The sequence below is a fragment of the Vibrio sp. SG41-7 genome (assembly GCF_014164465.1).
Classification (GTDB): Bacteria; Pseudomonadota; Gammaproteobacteria; order Enterobacterales; family Vibrionaceae; genus Vibrio; species Vibrio splendidus.
In genome coordinates, this window is the sequence record NZ_JACJFF010000004.1 from 19,923 (window position 1) to 41,898 (window position 21,976).

Annotated in this window: 21 protein-coding genes; 4 read left to right on the forward strand and 17 right to left on the reverse strand. The window is 44.5% G+C overall.

The window, feature by feature from the left end; translation table 11 throughout:
• Positions 1 to 64 precede the first annotated feature (64 nt).
• The 15 genes from H5300_RS01725 to yceD all read right to left on the reverse strand — a co-directional run bounded on the left by H5300_RS01725 (position 65) and on the right by yceD (position 13,178).
• Positions 65 to 469, reverse strand: a complete 405-nt coding sequence (locus tag H5300_RS01725; protein WP_182795317.1) for a hypothetical protein — start codon at positions 467 to 469, stop codon at positions 65 to 67.
• Between the two features lie 229 nt (positions 470 to 698).
• Positions 699 to 2,129 (reverse strand): PTS glucose transporter subunit IIBC, encoded by a 1,431-nt coding sequence (gene ptsG / locus H5300_RS01730; RefSeq protein ID WP_004736562.1) that lies wholly within the window; start codon positions 2,127 to 2,129, stop codon positions 699 to 701.
• Positions 2,130 to 2,573: 444 nt separating this feature from the next.
• Positions 2,574 to 3,341, reverse strand: a complete 768-nt coding sequence (locus tag H5300_RS01735) for a TatD family hydrolase (RefSeq protein ID WP_182795299.1) — start codon at positions 3,339 to 3,341, stop codon at positions 2,574 to 2,576.
• Positions 3,332 to 4,297 carry a DNA polymerase III subunit delta' gene (locus tag H5300_RS01740; protein WP_182795300.1) on the reverse strand — a complete coding sequence of 322 codons (966 nt, stop codon included), beginning with the start codon at positions 4,295 to 4,297 and terminating at the stop codon, positions 3,332 to 3,334. The genes H5300_RS01735 and H5300_RS01740 overlap by 10 nt, the downstream gene beginning before the upstream one ends.
• A gap of 6 nt (positions 4,298 to 4,303) precedes the next feature.
• Positions 4,304 to 4,936, reverse strand: coding sequence for a dTMP kinase (gene tmk, locus H5300_RS01745; protein WP_065605493.1), 633 nt, complete (start codon positions 4,934 to 4,936; stop codon positions 4,304 to 4,306).
• A gap of 10 nt (positions 4,937 to 4,946) precedes the next feature.
• The gene (gene mltG / locus H5300_RS01750) at positions 4,947 to 5,963 is read right to left on the reverse strand and encodes an endolytic transglycosylase MltG (protein WP_017078128.1); all 1,017 of its coding nucleotides are present in this window, start codon (positions 5,961 to 5,963) and stop codon (positions 4,947 to 4,949) included.
• The gene (gene pabC, locus H5300_RS01755) at positions 5,960 to 6,838 is read right to left on the reverse strand and encodes an aminodeoxychorismate lyase (protein WP_004736555.1); all 879 of its coding nucleotides are present in this window, start codon (positions 6,836 to 6,838) and stop codon (positions 5,960 to 5,962) included. Before pabC ends, mltG begins: the two co-directional genes overlap by 4 nt.
• Before the next feature lie 104 nt (positions 6,839 to 6,942).
• Positions 6,943 to 8,187: a beta-ketoacyl-ACP synthase II gene (fabF, locus tag H5300_RS01760; RefSeq protein ID WP_004736554.1), complete on the reverse strand. Its 1,245-nt coding sequence runs from the start codon at positions 8,185 to 8,187 to the stop codon at positions 6,943 to 6,945.
• Between the two features lie 93 nt (positions 8,188 to 8,280).
• On the reverse strand, positions 8,281 to 8,514 hold the full coding sequence (acpP, locus tag H5300_RS01765) for an acyl carrier protein (RefSeq protein WP_012603569.1): 234 nt from the start codon (positions 8,512 to 8,514) through the stop codon (positions 8,281 to 8,283).
• 166 nt (positions 8,515 to 8,680) lie between these two features.
• Positions 8,681 to 9,415: a 3-oxoacyl-ACP reductase FabG gene (gene fabG, locus H5300_RS01770; protein ID WP_010437280.1), complete on the reverse strand. Its 735-nt coding sequence runs from the start codon at positions 9,413 to 9,415 to the stop codon at positions 8,681 to 8,683.
• A gap of 25 nt (positions 9,416 to 9,440) precedes the next feature.
• Positions 9,441 to 10,364: an ACP S-malonyltransferase gene (fabD, locus tag H5300_RS01775; protein ID WP_017078125.1), complete on the reverse strand. Its 924-nt coding sequence runs from the start codon at positions 10,362 to 10,364 to the stop codon at positions 9,441 to 9,443.
• Between the two features lie 80 nt (positions 10,365 to 10,444).
• Positions 10,445 to 11,395, reverse strand: coding sequence for a beta-ketoacyl-ACP synthase III (locus H5300_RS01780; RefSeq protein ID WP_010437276.1), 951 nt, complete (start codon positions 11,393 to 11,395; stop codon positions 10,445 to 10,447).
• Between the two features lie 5 nt (positions 11,396 to 11,400).
• Positions 11,401 to 12,426, reverse strand: a complete 1,026-nt coding sequence (gene plsX, locus H5300_RS01785) for a phosphate acyltransferase PlsX (protein ID WP_017062152.1) — start codon at positions 12,424 to 12,426, stop codon at positions 11,401 to 11,403.
• A gap of 9 nt (positions 12,427 to 12,435) precedes the next feature.
• On the reverse strand, positions 12,436 to 12,606 hold the full coding sequence (gene rpmF / locus H5300_RS01790; RefSeq protein WP_004737376.1) for a 50S ribosomal protein L32: 171 nt from the start codon (positions 12,604 to 12,606) through the stop codon (positions 12,436 to 12,438).
• 44 nt (positions 12,607 to 12,650) lie between these two features.
• Positions 12,651 to 13,178, reverse strand: a complete 528-nt coding sequence (yceD, locus tag H5300_RS01795; protein WP_004733994.1) for a 23S rRNA accumulation protein YceD — start codon at positions 13,176 to 13,178, stop codon at positions 12,651 to 12,653.
• A 149-nt stretch (positions 13,179 to 13,327) separates the two neighbouring features.
• On the opposite strand from yceD, the gene H5300_RS01800 reads away from it, so the two are divergent.
• Entirely contained in the window at positions 13,328 to 13,909 is a 582-nt protein-coding gene (locus H5300_RS01800) for a nucleoside triphosphate pyrophosphatase (protein ID WP_017084017.1), read from the forward strand.
• Positions 13,910 to 14,175: 266 nt separating this feature from the next.
• Here H5300_RS01800 and rluC read toward each other — a convergent pair whose 3' ends face one another.
• Entirely contained in the window at positions 14,176 to 15,120 is a 945-nt protein-coding gene (gene rluC, locus H5300_RS01805) for a 23S rRNA pseudouridine(955/2504/2580) synthase RluC (RefSeq protein WP_017078123.1), read from the reverse strand.
• A 618-nt stretch (positions 15,121 to 15,738) separates the two neighbouring features.
• Between rluC and rne the strand changes: the two genes are divergently transcribed.
• Together rne and H5300_RS01815 are read left to right on the forward strand one after the other, a co-directional pair.
• Positions 15,739 to 18,864: a ribonuclease E gene (gene rne / locus H5300_RS01810; RefSeq protein ID WP_182795301.1), complete on the forward strand. Its 3,126-nt coding sequence runs from the start codon at positions 15,739 to 15,741 to the stop codon at positions 18,862 to 18,864.
• A 258-nt stretch (positions 18,865 to 19,122) separates the two neighbouring features.
• Positions 19,123 to 20,670: a SulP family inorganic anion transporter gene (locus tag H5300_RS01815; protein WP_004733998.1), complete on the forward strand. Its 1,548-nt coding sequence runs from the start codon at positions 19,123 to 19,125 to the stop codon at positions 20,668 to 20,670.
• A 111-nt stretch (positions 20,671 to 20,781) separates the two neighbouring features.
• On the opposite strand, the gene H5300_RS01820 is transcribed toward H5300_RS01815, so the two are convergent.
• On the reverse strand, positions 20,782 to 21,231 hold the full coding sequence (locus H5300_RS01820) for a low molecular weight protein-tyrosine-phosphatase (protein WP_017078121.1): 450 nt from the start codon (positions 21,229 to 21,231) through the stop codon (positions 20,782 to 20,784).
• Positions 21,232 to 21,315: 84 nt separating this feature from the next.
• Between H5300_RS01820 and cobO the strand changes: the two genes are divergently transcribed.
• The gene (cobO, locus tag H5300_RS01825; protein ID WP_017054977.1) at positions 21,316 to 21,921 is read left to right on the forward strand and encodes a cob(I)yrinic acid a,c-diamide adenosyltransferase; all 606 of its coding nucleotides are present in this window, start codon (positions 21,316 to 21,318) and stop codon (positions 21,919 to 21,921) included.
• The last annotated feature ends 55 nt before the right edge of the window (positions 21,922 to 21,976 follow it).

Genomic DNA, 21,976 nt, shown 5'->3' on the forward strand with positions numbered 1-21,976 from the left:
TAAGGAAATGAAAAAACCAGCTTGATGCTGGCTTTTTCATTATAAAAACGGTTTTCAGTTCAACTTAGAACTTGTAGGTCACACCTAGTGCGCCGCCTACTTGTAACTCAACACCTTTGTACATGTCGAGCTCAGGGTGAACTTGTGCGTAAGTATTCCAACCTTCATAGAAATTCACTTTCACGCCTAACGGCAAACGCAAACCAAAGTCGTCATTCCATTCAGCCCAAGCACCTGCACCAACATACCAAGTTAAAGGCGCTTCAGTTTCAAACTGACCACGCTTAAAAATATAGTCAAATGCAGCGCCGTCATTGCCAATCGTAGCACGGTATTTCTGATCAAATTCCACAACGACACTCAGGTCTTGGTCGATGGCGAGTCCAACTTCCAAAGCTGGAGCTTCAGAAGCGTGAGCAAACGAGGCTCCGCTGCAGCACATAAGGCCGATCAAGTAACGATGTTTTATAATATTCTCAGACTGTTTTGAAAAAACGGTAGGTTACTTGAATCATAGCTAAAGATGTCATCACTTGGTTAAAGATCGCAGCCATTGAACGATCAAGAACGAGTAACAACACATCGAGTTAAGTGGTAATTCACTGATTTAGAAAAGATGAAACGTAGAAAGGTCTTTATGTTGCAGAAAACAAAAAAGGAGGCCTTTCGGCCTCCTTTCAATTTATTGAATCAGTGAATTAACCGTTGTTACGAATCCACTCATCCATGTCTGTCTTAAGGTTGTCAGACTTAGTACCGAAGATAGCTTGTACGCCACCAGCAACTACAACAACACCTGCAGCACCTAGTTTCTTCAGTTTGTCTTGGTCAACAGCTTCTGTATCAGCTACTGCAACACGTAGACGAGTAATACAAGCGTCAAGACCAGTGATGTTCGCTTTGCCACCGAATGCAGCAACTAACTCACCAGCAAGCTCAGTACCAGTTGCAACGATGTCGTCTTCTGACTCGTCTTCGCGACCTGGAGTTTTAAGGTCAAGTGCTTTAATCACAGTGCGGAATACAATGTAGTAAATTGCAGCATAACCAATACCACATACAACCATTAGGCCCATCTTAGACGCGTTGCCAGATAGAACTAGGAAGTCGATTAGACCGTGTGAGAAAGATGTACCGTGTACAAAACCTAGAGTGTTCGCAAGAACGTATGCAGAACCAGCTAGTAGAGCGTGGATTGCGTACAATACTGGAGCAACGAATAGGAATGAGAATTCGATTGGTTCAGTGATACCCGTTAGGAATGAAGTCAACGCAGCAGAAGCCATGATGCCCATTACTTTAGCGCGGTTTTCAGGCTTAGCTGAGTGTGCAATTGCGATTGCAGCAGCAGGTAGACCGAACATCTTGAACATGTAACCACCAGCTAGCTGACCGAAGCCATTGCCCGCTGCACGAGATGCGTCATCAGCAACTAGGTAACAAGTAAGAACACCGTTTTGAGTTTCGCCAGCAGCGTTTACACAAGTACCAGCTTCAAAGAAGAAAGGTACGTTCCAAACGTGGTGAAGACCAAATGGAATTAGAGAACGCTCAACGATACCGTAGATACCAAACGCCACTTGTGGGTTTTGGTGAGCAGCCCAATCAGAGAACGCAGAGATAGCGCCGCCAACTGGTGGCCATACTACAGATAGTAGGATTGCTAGACCAATCGCAGAGAAACCTGTGATGATTGGCACGGCACGCTTACCAGCGAAGAAGCCTAGGTACTCTGGTAGTTGAATACGGAAGAAACGGTTGAATGCCCAAGCAGCAACACCACCGACTAGGATACCACCTAGTACACCAGTATCGATTTTATCAACGCCCATTACACCAGCCATTACGCCAAGTGTAGCAGTCATGATGCCGTAACCAACGATAGCAGCTAGACCAGCTACACCGTCGTTATTAGTAAAGCCAAGTGCTACACCTACTGCGAACAGTAGTGCCATTTGACCGAATACTGAACCACCCGCTTGTTCCATTAAGTTTGAAACAATTTCTGGAATGAAAGGAAGGTCTGCTGCACCGACACCTAGCAAAATACCCGCAACTGGTAAAACTGATACTGGTAGCATCAGAGACTTACCAACTTTCTGCAGGTTAGCAAAAAGGTTCTTAAACATGTTTATGCTCCTGATAAAGATAAAATAATTATATGGGTTCTAACGGCACACCCCCGTAGCCTATATGTTAGCACCCAGTGAAAATGTAACCATGTATTGCATTATATTTTCTGCCGCTAAATATATATTGATGCGGAACTAACTTTCTAGTCACTTACGAAATTTAGTTTCAAAACACGTCTTGGATCACATGTCAAATCTAGAAATGCAATGCTTTACAAGTAATTAAATCATTGAAATATATCTATATTTTTTGTTAGGTGTATTATTTTACTGGGTAAATAAAATAGGAGCTAATGTTATTTTTAGTAACAAAATTACAAATGATGTAAATAGTGCTCTCAAGTTCAACATAATTAGTAAACATTAAAAAAAAACGTACTTTTGGTGATCAAAAACACAAAAAGGGAGCTTTCGCTCCCTTTTATTTGTTTAGTTAGTTTTTTATCGCAAAAAAAGTTTTCGGTAATTTTTGGTTGTTTGTTCAGCAACCTCTTTCATTGACAGCCCTTTCAGCTGCGCGATATAAGCCGCTACTTCCACCACATATGCAGGCTGATTCTGGTTACCACGATATGGAACTGGGGCAAGATATGGAGAATCCGTCTCGATCAACAGTCGATCAAGCGGCAAATTCTTTACGACTTCTTTAAGTTCCGTCGCTTGCCTAAAAGTAACGATCCCTGAGATCGAGATATAAAAACCTAACTCCATTGCCGCTTCGGCGAACGCTTGATCTTCAGTAAAGCAATGAATCACACCACCGCACTTCTCTGCTCCACCATCGCGTAAAATAGCTAACGTATCTTCACGCGCGTTACGCGTGTGGATGATCAAAGGTTTATTAAGCTCAACAGCCAACTCAACGTGCTGCTTGAACCTGAGCTGTTGTAGTTCTGCCGTCTCTGGTTGGTAGTGATAATCTAAGCCTGTCTCACCTATCGCCACAACCTTTGGATTGCTCGCATACTCACGCATTCTTTCTAGACAGAAATCGCTCTCTACATCGAGAGGATGAACACCACAAGAAGCTTTAACGTTATCGAACGGCAAGATCATCTCAAGCATGTTTTCAAACGAGTCTAATGTCACACCGACAGAAAGCAGTTGGTCTACGTTTGCTGCCTTCGCCTTATTAACCACGTCTTCTACACTAGTGTGTAAATCTTGGTAATCCAGTTTGTCTAAGTGACAGTGGGAATCTACGAACATGTTTCCTCGCAAGTGGCAATCAGCCAGTTCATTATGAGTAGCTCCGTATTGAGCCCGGGGTGTTGCTTTAACTGCTCAATCAATATCAAGAGTTTATTCGATGCTGCGTAAGCACTTTGATAAGACATTACCTCAAACAAAGCTTTCGCACTCGGAGTCATCGCCTGATTCGCCAAACCAAAATGCAGCTTTTGCACGTCAGACATTAAGTGCCATAGCCAACCTAGTTGAACCAAAGGATCTTTACTAAGCTCAGTGGAGAACTTCAGCATGTCAGGTTGAGTGCCTTTGATAACATTGACAAAACCATCGAGCACTTTTGTTGAGGCTTCAACGCCGCCTTGCTCAAACATGGCTTTCGCTTTCAAAGGCGCGTTGTCATTGAGCGCTAGAATATACTGCGGAACCGCTTTACCTACTTCCCCATCTAGCCAAGTCGATCCAGTATCCAACTGTGGGCTAACCACATTGAATTGCTGACAGCGGCTAATAATAGTCGGCATTAAGCGATTACTGTTACGAGTAGAAAGAATGAAGATGCACTTACTTGATGGCTCTTCTAGAGTTTTCAGCAATGCGTTCGACGCCGATTCGTTCATCGCCTCGGCAGGGTTAAGCAAGATAACGCGCAAACCACCTAACTGGGACGATTGCTGAGCCCAGCGGTTACTCGCACGTACTTGGTCAACGGTAATCGATTTACCTTCTTTCTCAGGTTCAATCACATGGAAATCAGGATGACTCCCCGACTTCATCAATTCACAACTGTGGCAAAATCCACACGACTCGCTTTCGTAATTAGTACACATCAATGCATCGGTAAGTTGGCTAATCAGCGCATCAACGCCGAGCCCTTCCGGTGCATTAACAATAACAGAGTTAGGAAAACGTTCTGCATCGAGACTTTTTTTCCACTCACTCCATACCGGTGTGAGCCAAGAATACACTTCAGCCATGACTACCTACTGTTTATTGAGCCAAGCACTTAGCGCGACTTTAATATCAGCGGCTACTTGCTCAATTTCTTGCTGCGCATTAATCACGAGTACAGAATCGTCTTGCCCTGCGATTTCTAGATAGCGCTCACGCGTTCGGTCAAAAAATGAGATATCCATCTTTTCAATTCTATCAAGCTCACCACGGCCTCTGGCACGCTCTAGTCCTACTCTAGGGTCTAGGTCCAAATATAGCGTTAGATCTGGCTTAAAGCCGCCTAGCGTGGTTGCTTTCAGTGATTCCATCGTAGTGCGTGCTATCTGACGACCACCACCTTGATAAGCTTGAGATGACATATCATGGCGATCACCCAACACCCATTTACCGCTGTCTAATGCGGGTTTGATGACGTTCTCGACTAATTGAACACGTGCCGCGTACATCAGCAATAGTTCCGTCATATCTTGAAGCTTCTCACCTTCGTGCTCTTCTTTAACCAATGAACGCATCTTTTCAGCTAAGACAGTGCCACCCGGCTCACGAGTATTGACGATATCTTCAACACCCGATGCTTTTAATGTCTCAACGATGGCATTGATTGCTGTACTTTTGCCAGCGCCTTCAAGGCCTTCAACTACGATAAATTTCGACTGATTCATAATTATTTCTTTATTTGTTTTTTCTTAATTGCTTTAAGTAAGCTCGTACTGCACGGTTATGCTCAGTCAAACTCTTTGAAAATACGTGACCGCCCGTTCCACTCGCAACAAAATACAGGTAGTTGCTCTTTTCTGGATTCAGCGCAGCATTGATAGACGCTTTACCCGCCATTGCAATCGGCGTCGGTGGTAAACCACTCATTGTATAGGTGTTGTATGGCGTTGGAGTACGTAAGTCTTTCTTACGTATATTGCCTTTGTAACTGTCGCCCATGCCGTAGATAACCGTTGGGTCAGTTTGCAGACGCATACGCTTGTTCAAGCGATTAACGAACACAGAAGATACACGTTCACGCTCTGACGCTACTGCAGTCTCTTTCTCAATGATAGACGCAAGAATTAGCGCTTCATATGGCGATTTAAGAGGCAGTTTATCGGCTCTATTTTCCCACTCATCATTGACCACGTTCATCAGATCTCGGTGGGCACGTTTCAACAAATCTAAATCCGTTGTGCCATAGGTGTAGTGGTATGTTTCCGCTAAGAAAAGGCCTTCTAGCTTTTCATTTTCGATACCAAGCTTTTGTGCGATCTCTTTTTCAGAGACATCATTCAACGTCTGCTGAATGAATTCGTTGTCTTTTAACTGAACAAGCCACTCGTCAAAACGACTGCCTTCTACGAAGGTAATGGTAAATTGGTGCTCTTTCCCTTCGACAAGCACTTGTAGCGCCTGCTCTAGGGTTAAACCGGGTTCAAGCAGGAATGTACCCGCTTTTACGTCTACAAGCTCAGGATGTAACTTACGGATTAATTTCTCGTAAGGAGAAGCCTCAAAAAGCCCCTCGTTAATCAACTGTGCTAGAACACGGTTAAAGCTGCTACCTGAAGCAACGGTAACCACCTGCGGTTTTTCTAATTGAATAACTTGTTTCAGGTTATCTTGCGCTTGGTTGTAAACATAAAAACCAGCAGCAGCGGCTGCAATTAAGCACAAGGTAATAAAAATAAATAACTTTTTGATCACGAGTTTAGTTGTCCTTGAAGGCTACGAGTAACGGTTCCAATGTTGAATTGGGTATCACTAATACGGGTAACTGGGGCAACCCCTAAGATGGAGTTGGTCATGAAAATCTCATCAGCTTGCATGAGTTGAGATAAGCAGTAGTCACTAATTGTAACGGAAAGTTCAGCTTGATTCAGCGCGGTTAACACTTGCTTACGCATAACCCCCGCCACACCACTTTGCGTGAGTTGAGGTGTATATATCATCTGACCTTTGCGCCAAAACAGATTAGCCATGGTGGTTTCAATCACATTGCCCGAGATATCAAGAACTACACCATCAGCTTCATCGGCCTGATCCATTTCATCTTTCATCAAGATCTGCTCAAGACGATTATTGTGCTTATGACCTGCGAGCAATGGGCTCAAACCTAGTGCTTGTTGGCAGATACCGAGTTCTACACCAGAATCTTGCCACGCTGAATAATGACTAGGGAAATCAAATGTACTGATGGTTATCGTTGGCTTGGCGATATTCTTGGTACTGTAGCCACGACCGCCGGCCCCACGGCTAACGTGTAGCTTTATCCCAGCTTTTTGATTATGAGGCTTGTTTGTATCATGGAGGATCTTTGAACCATAAAGGCTCTTTGTTCCATGAAGATCGTTATCTTGGATATGTTGAAGTGCATTATCGATCCAAAGGCTAACAACATCCCAATCAAGTGTTGGAATACGTAACGCTTTAAGGCATTCGTCGACACGACATTGATGATCATAAAAATGCTGAACCTGACCCTCTTGGACAAGCATGGTGGTAAAACAACCATCCCCGTACTGGAACGAACGATCCAAGATATCGACAGTTTGCTGGCTTTCTCCATCAACCCAAAACATGTTTTTCCCCATAAAAAGAAACGGCTCAATGCTAAAGCATCAAGCCGTTTAAAAACAAGTCTAATTATGACTATCTACGAATGTTTACATCTTTAATAAGATGATTAAATCTTTTTGAAGATCAAACAGCCGTTTGTACCACCGAAACCGAATGAGTTACATGCAGCATATTCCATACCGCTAACTTTACGCGCAGTGTGGGGTACTAAGTCAATATCTAAGCCTTCTTCAGGATCATCTAAATTGATTGTTGGTGGAACAATTTGATCAATTAGAGACATCGCTGTGATGATCGCTTCAGCAGAACCTGCAGCACCTAGAAGGTGGCCTGTCATTGATTTCGTAGAAGAAACCAAGACTTGCTTGCTGCCTGCTTCGCCAAGAGCACGCTTGATGCCCTTAACTTCCGCTACGTCACCTGCAGGAGTCGAGGTACCGTGCGCGTTAACATAACCGATTTGTTCACCAGTAATGCCAGCATCACGCATAGCCGCTTCCATTGCTAGTGCACCACCAGAGCCATCTTCACTTGGAGATGTCATGTGGTAAGCGTCACCCGACATACCGAAGCCAACTAGCTCACAGTAAATCTTAGCGCCACGAGCTTTAGCATGCTCATACTCTTCAAGAACCATCATGCCTGCACCGTCACCAAGAACGAAGCCGTCACGGCCTTTGTCCCATGGACGAGAAGCTTTTTGAGGCTCATCGTTACGAGTAGACAATGCTTTAGCCGCACCAAAACCGCCCATACCTAGTGGTGTAGATGCTTTTTCAGCACCACCCGCTAGCATTGCGTCAGCATCGCCGTATGCAATCATACGAGCCGCGTGGCCAATGTTATGTAGGCCAGTCGTACATGCTGTAGAGATCGCGATGTTTGGACCGCGTAGGCCACGCATGATAGACATGTGACCCGCAATCATATTCACGATCGTCGACGGTACGAAGAACGGGCTGATTTTACGAGGGCCTTTTTCAGTTAGAGCCTTGTGACCGGCTTCGATCAAACCAAGACCACCAATACCAGAACCGATAGCAACGCCTACACGAGGAGCGTTTTCTTCAGTAATAGTTAGGGCTGAATCATCTAAAGCTTGAATACCTGCTGCGACGCCGTACTGGATGAACAAGTCCATCTTACGAGCATCTTTTTTAGTCATATACTCTTCGCAGTTAAAGTCTTTAACTAGACCTGCAAAACGAGTTGAGAAATTGGTTGCATCAAAATGGTCGATATTAACGATACCACTTTGACCAGCTAGCAGGGCTTTCCAAGAAGATTCTACAGTGTTGCCTACCGGCGACAACATACCCATGCCAGTGACAACTACACGACGCTTGGACACGATATTACACTCCGGGGATTGAGGTGATTTAAGATGAGGATAGATGAGTTAGATAAAACACAGGCGGTCAAGGTGACCGCCTGGGAGAGATTATTACTGAGCGCTAGTTACGTAATCGATAGCAGCTTGAACAGTAGTAATTTTCTCAGCTTCGTCATCTGGGATTTCAGTGTCGAATTCTTCTTCTAGAGCCATTACTAGCTCAACTGTGTCTAGAGAATCTGCACCTAGGTCATCAACGAAAGAAGCTTCGTTTTTAACTTCAGCTTCGTCTACACCTAGCTGTTCAACAATGATTTTCTTTACGCGTTCTTCGAGGTTGCTCATTTTTTCTTTTCCTTTACAGAGTTCGCTTTATGCGATGTTTTCCGTAGTTTATTCAATCTATTGAAAGTTGCAAGGTCAACTTTTCTGGTCAAACCACAATTTTCACGATTTTAACCGAAATTACGTATGATCTTGACTTAAATCATGCACAAATGTTGCACATAATTTACACCATGTACATACCGCCATTGACGTGAAGTGTTTCACCTGTGATATAAGCTGCCGCAGGTGACGCCAAAAATACCACAGCTTCAGCGATTTCGCGAGGGTCACCTAGTCGACCTGCTGGTACATTCGCCAAAGTTGCTGCACGTTGGTCATCATTTAGCGCTTTAGTCATGTCTGTTTCGATGAAACCTGGCGCTACAGTGTTCACTGTAATACCACGAGACGCAACTTCACGAGCCATTGATTTAGTGAAACCAATCACACCAGCTTTTGCTGCTGCGTAGTTAGCTTGACCAGCGTTACCCATAGTACCTACTACAGAACCAACGTTTACGATACGGCCTTGACGCTTCTTCATCATGCCACGCAATACAGCTTTAGACATGCGGAAGATAGGCGTTAGGTTAGTATCAATGATGTCATTCCATTCATCGTCTTTCATACGCATGAGAAGGTTATCACGAGTGATACCTGCGTTGTTAACCAGAATGTCAATCGCACCGAATTCATCGTTGATGGTTTTCAGTGTAGCAGCAATTGAGTCAACATCAGTGACATTAAGAGCAAGACCCTTACCGTTCTCACCAAGGTACTCGCTGATTGCAGCAGCGCCGCCTTCAGACGTAGCAGTACCGATAACTTTAGCACCACGCTCAACTAAAAGCTCAGCGATTGCACGACCGATGCCACGGCTTGCGCCTGTAACTAGTGCAACTTTGCCTTCTAAATTCATCATAACTTCTCTATTAATTGGTTATTTACTTAGCAGCGTCTAGTGATGCAGTGTCATTAACTGCAGCAGCTGTCATAGTTTTAACAATACGTTTTGTTAGACCAGTAAGAACCTTACCTGGGCCTAATTCTAGTAGCTTTTCAACGCCTTGCTCATTCATCGCTTGTACACCTTCAGTCCAACGAACTGGGCTGTATAGCTGACGAACAAGTGCACTTTTGATTTTTGCAGGGTCTGTTTCAGCAATAACATCGACGTTATTGATAACAGGCAGTGCCGGTGTGTTGAACTCTAGAGCTTCTAGAGCAACCGCTAGCTTGTCTGCTGCAGGCTTCATAAGGGCACAGTGAGACGGCACAGATACAGGTAAAGGAAGGGCACGTTTAGCGCCTGCTTCTTTACATAGTGCACCAGCGCGCTCTACTGCCGCTTTGTTACCCGCGATAACAACTTGGCCAGGTGAATTGAAGTTAACTGGAGACACAACTTCGTCTTGTGCCGCTTCTTCACACGCTTTAGCAATCGCTTCATCATCTAGACCGATGATTGCGTACATTGCACCAACGCCAGCAGGAACCGCTTCTTGCATCAGTTGACCACGTAGCTCAACCAGCTTGATCGCTTCTTTAAAGTCGATAACACCCGCACACACGAGTGCAGAGTATTCACCTAGGCTGTGGCCTGCTAGGTTTGCAGGTTGCTCTAGACCAAGCTCTTGCCATACACGCCAGATTGCAACAGACGCAGTGAGTAGAGCTGGTTGAGTACGGAAAGTTTCATTTAGATTTTCTACTGGACCATCTTGAACCAATGCCCATAGATCGTAACCAAGTGCTTCTGAAGCTTCAGCAAATGTCTTTTTAACAACATCATACTGTTCGCCTAGGTCAGCAAGCATACCGATAGCTTGAGAGCCTTGGCCTGGGAATACGATAGCAAATTTGCTCATTGTAATTTTCCTTTAAGCAAAGCAAAAAATTGAATAAGGCACATAAGTTATGTGCCTTGTTTGTTGATTATCGCTTGGGGTTAGAATTTAACTAACGCAGAACCCCAAGTGAAGCCGCCGCCAAATGCTTCAAGTAGAAGCGTTTGACCACGTTTAATTCGCCCGTCGCGAACAGCCTCATCAAGGGCCGTTGGTACGGTTGCTGCCGACGTATTGCCGTGCTTATCAAGAGTAATCACAACTTGATCAAGCGACATAGTCAGCTTTTTAGCGGTTGCCGAGATAATACGGTAGTTCGCTTGGTGTGGGACTAACCAATCAAGCTCTGACTTATCCATATTGTTCGCAGCTAATGTGTCTTTAACTAGCTTAGAAAGCTGAGTTACCGCCACTTTAAATACTTCGTTGCCCGCCATGTGCAGCCATTTGTCTGCATCACCGCCACGCTCTGGAACTTCTAGGCTTAGAAGCTCACCATATTTACCATCAGAGTAAATGTGGGTAGACAAAATACCTGGCTCTTCGCTTGCGCCTACAACCACCGCGCCTGCAGCATCACCAAATAAGATGATAGTAGAGCGGTCAGTCGGATCACAGGTTTTTGACAGTGCATCCGCACCGATTACCAAAACGTTTTTACACATACCAGTCTTGATATGTTGATCAGCAACAGACAGTGCATAGACAAAGCCAGAACACGCCGCAGCTAAATCAAACGCAGGGCAGCCTTTGATACCAAGCTTACCTTGTACCTGACATGCCGAAGACGGGAATGTATGGCTACTGCTGGTTGTCGCAACGATGATTAAATCAATATCTTCTTTGTCGATACCTGCCATCTCAATGGCATTCTCAGCAGCGTAAAACGCCATATCCGCAACGGTTTCGTTTTCCGCTGAAATACGACGCTCTTTAATACCTGTTCTAGCAACGATCCACTCATCGCTAGTCTCTACCATTTTCTCTAAGTCTGCGTTAGTACGCACCTGAGATGGCAAGTAGCTGCCAGTACCTAAAATTTTGCTATACATGAAGACTAATAATGCCTCTCGAGTAAAACCGCTTCCAAACGATCGCTAATGCGGCTGGGGACTTGTCGTTTGACCTCGTGTACTGCTTCACCAATCGCGTTGACGACTGCAGACACATCAGCACTTCCATGACTTTTAATGACAATGCCGCGCAATCCTAACAAACTTGCGCCGTTATACTGGTCGGGGTTCAAGGTTTTTAATTCAGTAAATAGCTCAGAAAACAACATTCTGGCGATCCAACCCTTTATTGTTGAAGCCATCATGCGCGTTTTTAGCTTATCAATAAAGAGCTGAGCTGTACCTTCGCACGTTTTTAAGCAGACATTGCCCACAAAACCATCACATACGACGACATCAGCGGCATCTTGAAGTAATTGATTACCTTCAATATAGCCTATGAAGTTCACAGACTGAGTATTAGACAACATTTCCGCGCATCGTTTCACAAGGTCATTGCCTTTGATTTCTTCTGCACCGATATTCAAGATAGCGACACGTGGAGCGCGACCTAAATGTTGTTCCGCTAATGCACTGCCCATTACAGCAAACTGAAACAGTGAATCTGCGTCACTAGAAACGTTCGCTCCTAAATCAAGCATCCATGTACGGTTGCCAGAAGCAGTAGGCAAAGCTGAAACCAATGCAGGCCTATCAATACCGGGAAGGAGTTTGAGTCTGAAACGAGATAACGCCATCAGTGCGCCAGTGTTACCACCACTCACACAAGCATCAGCCTGTGATTCGGCAACCAAATCGATAGCAGCACGCATAGAACTACCCTGACTATTACGTAAAGCTAGTGAAGGTTTTTCAGAATTGGAAATGACTCGATCACAATGCTGGATACTCAAACGAGAATCAGGCATTCGACCTAATGAAGATAATTGAGATGTGATCGCATTTCGATCACCTATGAGAATGACTTTTAGCTCTGGGAAATACGACAGTGCCTGCACGGCGGCAGGCACTGTTACACGAGGACCGAAGTCCCCGCCCATTGCATCAAGCGCAACGGTTAGATTTTGCAAAGGTCAACCTTACTTGTTGATAACCTTTTTGCCGCGGTAGAAACCTTCGGCAGTCACGTTGTGACGTAGGTGAGTTTCACCTGAAGTTGCGTCTACAGAAAGTGCAGCTGTAGTTAGCGCATCGTGTGAACGACGCATGCCACGCATTGAACGTGATTTCTTGCTCTTTTGTACGGCCATTGACCCTACTCCTATGTAAATTCTTAAAGATACTTACTAATAAGTTACTTCTTTAAGTTTTTTAAAACATCAAATGGATTCGGCTTTTTATCTTCCTCAATTTCTTCAGGAAGTTCACCAAACACCAAGTTATTTGAGTTAACGCTACATTTCGCATCGTCGTGCATTGCTATTTGTGGCAATCCAAGGATGAACTCGTCTTCAACTAATTGAATCAGGTCTAACTCACCGTACTCGTTCAGATCTACCAAATCGTACTCTTCCGGTGCTTCCTCTTCACTTTTCTCGCTGTAAACAGGAGTATAAGTAAATTGGACATCGCACTCATGTGCGAAAACCTCATTACAACGTTGACACTCTAAATCGACTTCGACGTTAGCTTTACCAGAGATAACGACTAATCGTTGTTCATCAAGCCCAAATGACATTGAGACTTGCGCGTCACGTTTTACGCCTTCAGTTGTTTCGGTTAAACGCTTTAAAAGACTGACTTGAATGATACCATCCATATCGAGTCGTTTTTGAGCCGTTCTTGCCGGATCAACTGTACGCGGTATTTTTTCCTTTTGCATAGGGCGCGAATCTTATCTTCCAAATCGTGTTTAGTCAAAGGAAATGGCAAAAAAAATGTACTTTCCTACCTTTCCTGTTCAGAGCATTATGAATAGCAGGATAAGTTACGTTATCCTGAACTAAATGCTTACACGAATTGTAAATTAAAATGAGAAATTACCAACTAGTTTTAGCTTCTACATCTCCATTTAGGCAAGAGATCCTCAAAAAACTACAGTTAGACTTTGTCACAGCGAAGCCTGACTGCGATGAAACGCCACTTCCAGAAGAGACACCTCAACAGTTAGTGATGCGTCTTGCCGAGACAAAAGCCAAGTCTTGTACTATCGAACAACCAAGCCTAGTGATTGGTTCCGATCAAGTGTGTGTGATTGATGGAGAAGTCATTGGTAAACCACACACTCGTGAAAAAGCGATTGAGCAGCTATCTCGCCAAAGCGGCAAAAGCATCACTTTCTATACTGGGGTAACCGTATGGAACAGCGAGACCAATAAAGCCGACACTCGCTTAGATACCTTCATCGTGCATTTCCGTGATTTAACACAGCAGCAAATCATTTCTTATGTTGAGAAAGAACAGCCTTATTACTGCGCGGGCAGTTTTATGTGTGAAGGGTTAGGTATCGCGCTATTTAAACAGATGGAAGGTAAGGACCCGAATACCTTGATCGGTCTACCTCTGATCGATCTGGTTGATATGTTAGAAGCGCAAGGAATGAGCGTACTATAACTGATACCCTCTCTTTGTTAGAGATTCCCTACTCCTTCCTTCGTCAGTCTAGGGAAGGACGAAGATAGCTACATTATCCAATCAGCTCATGATGTAGAACCTGACTTTAAAAAGTCGTCATCCTCATGAGCGAGGAACGAGCGAGTTGGGGATCTTCTACAACAGATGAAAACAAAAAAGGTTGACGAATTTCGTCAACCTTTTTGTTAGTAGATAGGTAAGGCTAGAAACAGCTAACCCTTTCGTATCTCGTATCTCGTATCTTCTTAAAGCTTACGTAGACCAGTGAGTGCTCTCTCTAGCCTTTTTTCCATTGGAGCCGAGATATCCATCTTCTCTTCGCTACCTGGGTGGGTAAACTTAATATTGGCGGCATGTAAGAACAAACGATTCAATCCTACTTTACCCGTGTAAGCATCAAAACGACGATCACCGTAACGGTCATCCCAAGCAATTGGGTGGCCAGTATACTGAGCGTGTACTCGAATTTGGTGCGTACGGCCGGTAATTGGGCTTGCCTGAACTAACGTCGCATCTTGGAATTTTTCCAAAACCTTAAAACGAGTTTCAGAAGCCTTACCATTCGGGTTAACGCGAACAATGCTGTTTACTTCATTTTTCAATAAAGGGGCATTAACCACTTTACAGCTGTTCTTCCATTCGCCCATCACTAAAGCGAAGTAGTATTTTTGAACCGTTTTTTCACGGAACTGTGCTTGAAGGTGTCTTAGCGCAGAGCGCTTCTTAGCAACAAGCAAAATGCCAGACGTATCTCTATCAATACGGTGCACTAATTCAAGAAAACGAGCATCAGGGCGAAGTGCACGCAATGCTTCAATCGCGCCAAACTTTAGCCCACTACCACCATGAACCGCAGTGCCAGACGGTTTATTAAGAATCAGCATGTGATCATCTTCATAAATGATGCACTGTTCTAATTCAGAAACCTTATTGAGTTTCGTGCTTGGCACGTTCTCTTCTGTTTTCTCTTCAATAGTGACTGGCGGGATACGAACTAAATCACCTGCTTTTAGTTTGTATTCAGCCTTGATGCGTTTTTTGTTTACGCGGACTTCGCCTTTACGCACGATTCGGTAAATCATGCTTTTCGGGATGTTTTTTAATTGGTTGCGTAAGAAGTTATCAATACGCTGACCAGCCATATCTTCGTCAATGTCGACAAATTGGACTTGGGTTCTAATTTCGCTCATTGGGCCATTGTATCACTGTCACTTTTGATAATTGAGATTTTCTTAACCCTATTCTGAACTTATTTATCTATAATCCCTGCCGTTCTATCCCTAAAAGGTCATTGAAGTTCTATATTTCTTTGATTCTTCGAACAAAAAAGCACCAAGCTTCCTGCAAATTAAAATATCAATTGATAAATTATTTATAGACAGTGAGTTAGAGCTATCAAAACCCAAACAAAAACTGTTTTTTTTACCGCATTACGACAAAGCAGATTGCTGTGTTTACCGACCACTGCTATAGTTCACAGCTGCTATCAATGGATTGACTAATATTTAAACAGCTAACCATTCATAAGCAAGTAAATGAGTAGATGACTCAGATTAGACAGTGCTGCAATCGGCGTAAGACACGGTCAACTGAGTTCCTTATCGCTCTACTCACGTACACTCATGTTGAGTATTCACCGCCACATCGCGGATCATAGGCTAACTCCCTATGATGACTGACGTGCCCCAGAGCATCCCTACTCCAGCCGGGAGGCTGCACCGATAAAGCCATGGGATCTGGCACCATGAGAAACGAATAAAGCGATAAGACCAATGATGAAAATAAGAAAAGACAATGAGAATTTCTAAATGAAAAGAATGTTAATTAACGCAACTCAAAAAGAAGAGTTGCGTGTCGCTTTGGTTGATGGCCAGCGACTGTTCGATCTAGATATCGAAAGTCCAGGTCACGAGTCAAAGAAAGCGAATATCTACAAAGGACGTATTACCCGTATTGAACCAAGCCTAGAAGCGGCATTTGTTGATTACGGCGCAGAACGTCACGGTTTCCTCCCTCTTAAAGAAATTGCCCGCGAATACTTCCCTGAAGGTTATACATACCAAGGCCGTCCTAGCATTAAAGAAGTGCTAAGAGAAGGACAAGAAGTAATCGTACAAGTTGAGAAAGAAGAACGTGGTAGCAAAGGCGCTGCACTGACAACTTTCATCTCTTTGGCTGGTAGTTACTTAGTTCTTATGCCTAATAACCCTCGTGCTGGCGGTATTTCTCGTCGTATCGAAGGTGATGAACGCACTCAACTGAAAGCAGCATTAAGCACTCTTGAGCTTCCTCAAGGCATGGGCTTAATCGTGCGTACAGCAGGTGTTGGTAAAAGTGCAGAAGAGCTAGAGTGGGACTTGAACGTTCTATTGAATCACTGGGGCGCTATTAAGCAAGCTTCTGATTCAAATGCAGCTCCTTTCCTTATTCACCAAGAAAGTAACGTTATCGTTCGTGCGATTCGTGACTATCTACGTCGTGATATTGGCGAGATTCTAATCGACAGCAATACTATTTTTGAACGTGCACAAGCGCACATTCAATTAATACGCCCAGATTTCATGAATCGCGTTAAGAAATACGATGGTGAAGTGCCACTATTCAGCCATTACCAGATTGAAAGCCAGATCGAATCAGCTTTCCAACGTGAAGTTCGTCTTCCGTCTGGTGGTTCTATCGTGATCGACCCAACAGAAGCTCTAACTTCTATCGATATCAACTCTGCTCGTGCAACAAAGGGCAGCGATATTGAAGAAACAGCGCTAAACACTAACCTAGAAGCAGCCGATGAAATTGCACGTCAATTACGTCTACGTGACCTAGGTGGTCTTGTTGTTATCGACTTCATCGATATGACTCCGGTTCGCCACCAACGCGAAGTTGAAAGCCGTCTACGTGATGCCGTTCGTTTAGATCGTGCACGTGTTCAGATTGGTCGTATTTCTCGCTTTGGTCTTCTAGAGATGTCTCGTCAACGTTTGAGCCCATCACTAGCAGAAGCAAGCCACCACATTTGTCCTCGTTGTACAGGTACTGGTGTTGTTCGTGATAACGAATCTCTAGCACTTTCTGTTCTACGTTTGATTGAAGAAGAAGCTCTGAAAGACAACACAGCACAAGTACTTGCTGTTGTGCCTGTTCCAATCGCCTCTTACCTTCTGAACGAAAAACGTCGCTCAGTAAACCACATCGAGAAGAACCAAGAAGTTAAGATCACTGTTGTTCCTAACTCTGACATGGAAACACCACACTTTGAGGTTATCCGTGTTCGTGAAGGTGAAGAGTTCGATCTACTCTCTTACTTGCTGCCTACCAAGCTAGAAGCTTTAAAAGAAGCAGAAAGCAAAGAACCAGTAGAACAGACTATTCGTCCTAAGAAGATCGAAGAGCCTGCTCTGAAAGGTTTCGCGGCTCCAGCTCAATCAGCACCTACTCCTGCACCAGCTCCTAAAGCTGTTGAAGAGAAGAAAGTTGAACCAGCTGCAACGCAAGAACCTAGCCTAATTGGTCGTTTCTTCAAAGCTATCGGTAGCTTCTTATTTGGCTCTTCAACTCAAGAAGAGAAAAAAGAAGAAGAGAAGCAAGAAGAAAAACCTAAGAACAATCGCAACAACGGTAACCGTCAACGCCGTGATCGTAACGACAACCGCCGTCGTAACCAACGTGGTGACAATCGCAACGAAAACCGTGACAACAAACGCCGTCGTAAACCTGTACGTGATGAGAAAACTGAAGAGCAAAAAGAAGCAGCTCCACAGCAAACTCGTCAGCCTCGTAAGCCTAAGCAAGATCGTCGCAATAAGCCACGTGATGAGCAGAAGCAACAGGAAGAGCAAGTACCATCTAAATTAGCAGAAGAAGGTCTACAGCTAGCGGCAGAAGCTCAAGCTGATAAACCAGAAGCGCCAAAGGCGAAGCCTGAAGCAAAAGCTGTGAAAATTAAAGAGCGTCGTCAACGTCGTAAGCTGAACAAACTGGTTCGAGTTAAAGACCAGCAAGCTCAAGCAGAAGCTGACAACAATGCCGATAACGCTTCAAAAGAGCAAAAGGCACAAACAGCAAATCACGAACAAGCTGTGGCTCAAGAGCAAAAAGTTGTGGAACAAGTAGAAGCAACTCAAGTAAATGCTGAGCAAACAGAACAGGAAGAGCCGAAGCAACGTCGTAACCGTCGTTCTCCACGTCACCTACGTGCAAGTGGTCAACGTCGTCGTCGCGGTCGTGATCGTCGCCCTAACCCATTCCGCCTACGTAAAGGTGGTGTAGCTTCTCCTGAGATGGCTATGGGTAAAGTGATGCCTCGCTTCATTCCAAAACCTCACCACAATCAGACAAAACCTGAAGTGGCTGAAATGGACGTTGCTGTTGAAGCTCAAGTTGCTGTTCAAGCTCCAGAGCAAAATACAGCTCAAGAGAATGCACCTCAAAGCAACGTAGTGATGGCTGGCGGTTTTGCTTGTCCTGAATTAGCTATGGGTAAAGTAATCATCTCTCGTGAAGACGCAGTTGTTGCTAAAGAAACTCGCTCTGAAGCTCAGGTAACTGAAGCTCCTGTTGTCGTTGAAGAAGCACCAGTGGTTGTTGAAACTGAGAAAGTTGAAGCTCCAGTGATTGTTGAAGCGACGAAAGTCGAAGCGCCTGTTGCAGTAGAAGAGACAACACCAGTTGTTGAAGCTGAAGCACCTAAAGCTGAAAGTGCAAAAGTTGAAGAAGCGCCTGTTGTAAAAGCAGAAGCTCCTCAAGCTGCACCAAAAGCAACGGTTGCTAAGAAGCAAGCAGGCTCTCCAATGACTAAAGCTCCTGGTCCACAAGAGATCAAAGAGATTGAAGTTGTTGCAGCTCCGTTCCGCACTGAGCGTTTTGTACCGAAAGGTGCAGGTAGTCAGGCAGCGTCGAACCAAGCTGGCGCAGGTATGACTAAGCCAAACTACTAACGATTACTGATAGATAATCACAAGTAAATAGAATCAAAGGCTGCTTATTAAAGCAGCCTTTTTCATATCTACTAATCGAATAAAAATTAACAGATATATTACTCAAAGTTAGGTTCAACCTTGAACTTAGTCACATTTTTGGGTAGCATTCGCGCACTTATCTTTTCGACACTTCGCTATTGCCGCTCTTTTCCATCACTGTTTGGCTACGCAATACACTCGTGTCGGTAAATCCATTTTTAGCATAGCTGAGCAAACATGTTCGAATTCCCACAATTTTCAAAGCACTCTGTAAAGAATGACGTGCTTTCAGGTCTTACAGTAGCCCTAGCTCTGGTACCTGAAGCCGTAGCATTCGCCTTTGTTGCTGGCGTTGACCCAATGGTTGGTCTTTACGCAGCATTCATCGTAGGTTTAATCACTTCCGTCTTCGGTGGTCGTCCAGGTATGATTTCTGGTGCCACTGGCGCAATGGCCGTTGTAATGGTGAGCCTAGTGGCAACCCATGGCGTTCAATACCTATTCGCAGCCGTTATGCTGGCTGGCCTTCTGCAAATTGCAGCGGGTGTATTCAAGTTAGGTAAATTTATCCGTATCGTTCCACACCCAGTAATGATTGGTTTCGTGAACGGTTTGGCAATTGTGATCTTCCTAGCTCAGCTTGGTCAATTTAAAGCGCCAGACGTAACGGGTGCATTAACTTGGTTACCAAGCGGCCAAATGACACTGATGTTAGGCCTAGTCGCACTCACTATGGGTATCATCCACTTCCTACCTAAGCTAACAACAGCAGTACCATCTTCATTGGTTGCTATTGTAACGGTAACGGCTTTGGTTGTAGGCCTTGATCTTGAAACTCGTACTGTTGTTGACTTCCTACGTACTATGTCTGGTGACGAAGCCGCTACGCTAGCGGGCTCTCTACCAACGTTCTCTATTCCTGCAGTTCCATTTTCTTTCGAGACACTTCAGATCATCCTGCCATACGCAATTATCCTTGCAGCTATCGGCCTGATCGAGTCTCTACTGACACTAACGGTACTAGACGAAATGACAAACACTCGTGGCCAATCTAACCGTGAATGTGTTGGTCAAGGTATGGCTAACGTAACGTGTTCTGTATTCGGTGCGATGGGTGGTTGTGCGATGATCGGTCAATCGATGATCAACGTAAACTCAGGCGGTCGTGGTCGTCTTTCAGGTATCGTAGCGGCAGTTGCACTACTGATGTTCATCCTGTTTGGTTCTGCACTGATTGAAATGATTCCTCTAGCAGCACTTGTGGGCGTAATGTTCATGGTTGTTATCGGTACGTTTGAATGGGCAACCTTCAAGCTTGCGCGTCGCGTTCCTAAGCAAGATTTCTTCGTTATCGTTCTGGTTACCGTGGTAACAGTACTAACGGACCTTGCGGTCGCTGTTGGTGTGGGTGTTGTTGCTTCGGCACTAATGTTCGCATGGCAACATGCTAAACACATCTACGCAGATAAATCAGTTAACGCTGAAGGCTCTAAAGAGTACAAAGTTAACGGCCCAATCTTCTTTGGTTCAACCGCTAACTTCCTTGAGTTGTTTGACGCATACAACGATCCACAAGATGTTATCGTTGATTTCGCCAACTCACGCGTGACTGACCACTCTGCAATTGAAGCGATCGACACGATTGCTGACCGTTACGCGGCGCTAGGTAAAACACTTCACCTTCGCCACCTAAGCCAAGACTGTGTTGCTATGCTGCACAAAGCCGGCAGCTTAGTTGAAGCGAACGTTGCAGAAGACCCAATCTACAAAGTAATGTCTAAGTAAGCTTAGTCATGGCTTAAAGCTAGATTTAGAAAGGCCGACATTCGATGTCGGCCTTTTTTATATCGATGAATCTTGATACTTTATCGCCCAACCAAGAACACAGCCTCTACACTAAATTGAACGCAGTATCGCTTCGCTAGACTCTTCGATTAAATCCAACACCAACTCAAAGCCATTTCCCTCACCATAATAAGGATCCGGTATCTCTTGATATTGTGACTCTCCAAAGCTCAAGAATAGCGCAAGTTTGTATTGAAAGTGGGCTGGACACTGATTCGTTAAATCATCTAGATTCGCCTTATCTGCGGCTAGTATTAAATCAAACTCATCAAAATCATTCATCACTACCTTGCGAGACGTAATACCTTTGAAGCTGTAGCCACGATTTTCACCTGCTGACTTAGAACGTGAATCTGGTGGGTTACCTTGATGAAAGCCAATCGTCCCCGCGGAGTCGACCGTTACATCAATATCCATCTGTTGAGCTTTCTTTCTAAGCACCGCTTCACCTGTTGGCGAACGACAAATATTCCCCATGCAAACAACGAGTATCTTTTTCATCCGTAATCACCTGTTCTTCCGATGGTTTTTGCTATCGTTAAGTTAGGCTATGATAGGCGCAATCACAACTTAAAAGGATTTGTTATGTCGACCGAAGACAACAAAGAACAACGCCATAAAGCAAGACAACAGAAAGTAAAAGAACAAGTTGATGCGCGAGTGGCTGCAGCACAAGAAGTGAAAGGCTTATTGCTGGTTATTACTGGTAACGGTAAAGGAAAATCAACATCCGGTTTTGGTACCATTACACGTGCCGTTGGTCATGGTAAGAAATGTGCCGTTGCACAATTTGTCAAAGGGACTTGGGATAACGGCGAAAAGAACGTTCTTCAAAAGCTGGATGTGGAATTCCAAGTTATGGGAACCGGCTTCACTTGGGAAACCCAAAACAAGGCTCAAGATATCGAAGCCGCGCAGCGCGTGTGGAAAGAGTGTCAGCGCATGCTAGCCGATGAGTCGATTGATGTGATTCTGTTTGATGAGCTGACTTACATGGTGAGCTATGGCTATATCGAGCTGGATGAAGTGGTCGAAGCTCTGAATAACCGTCCTAAAATGCAGTCAGTAATCATTACTGGCCGTGGCGCGCACCGTACTCTTACAGAGATGGCGGATACGGTATCTGAAGTTCGTAACGTGAAACACGCTTTCGAATCGGGTGTGAAAGCGCTTCAAGGCGTTGACTGGTAATCGCATTCAACTAGAGATCCCCGACTCGGTCATTCTTCCCTCTAGAGGATGACGA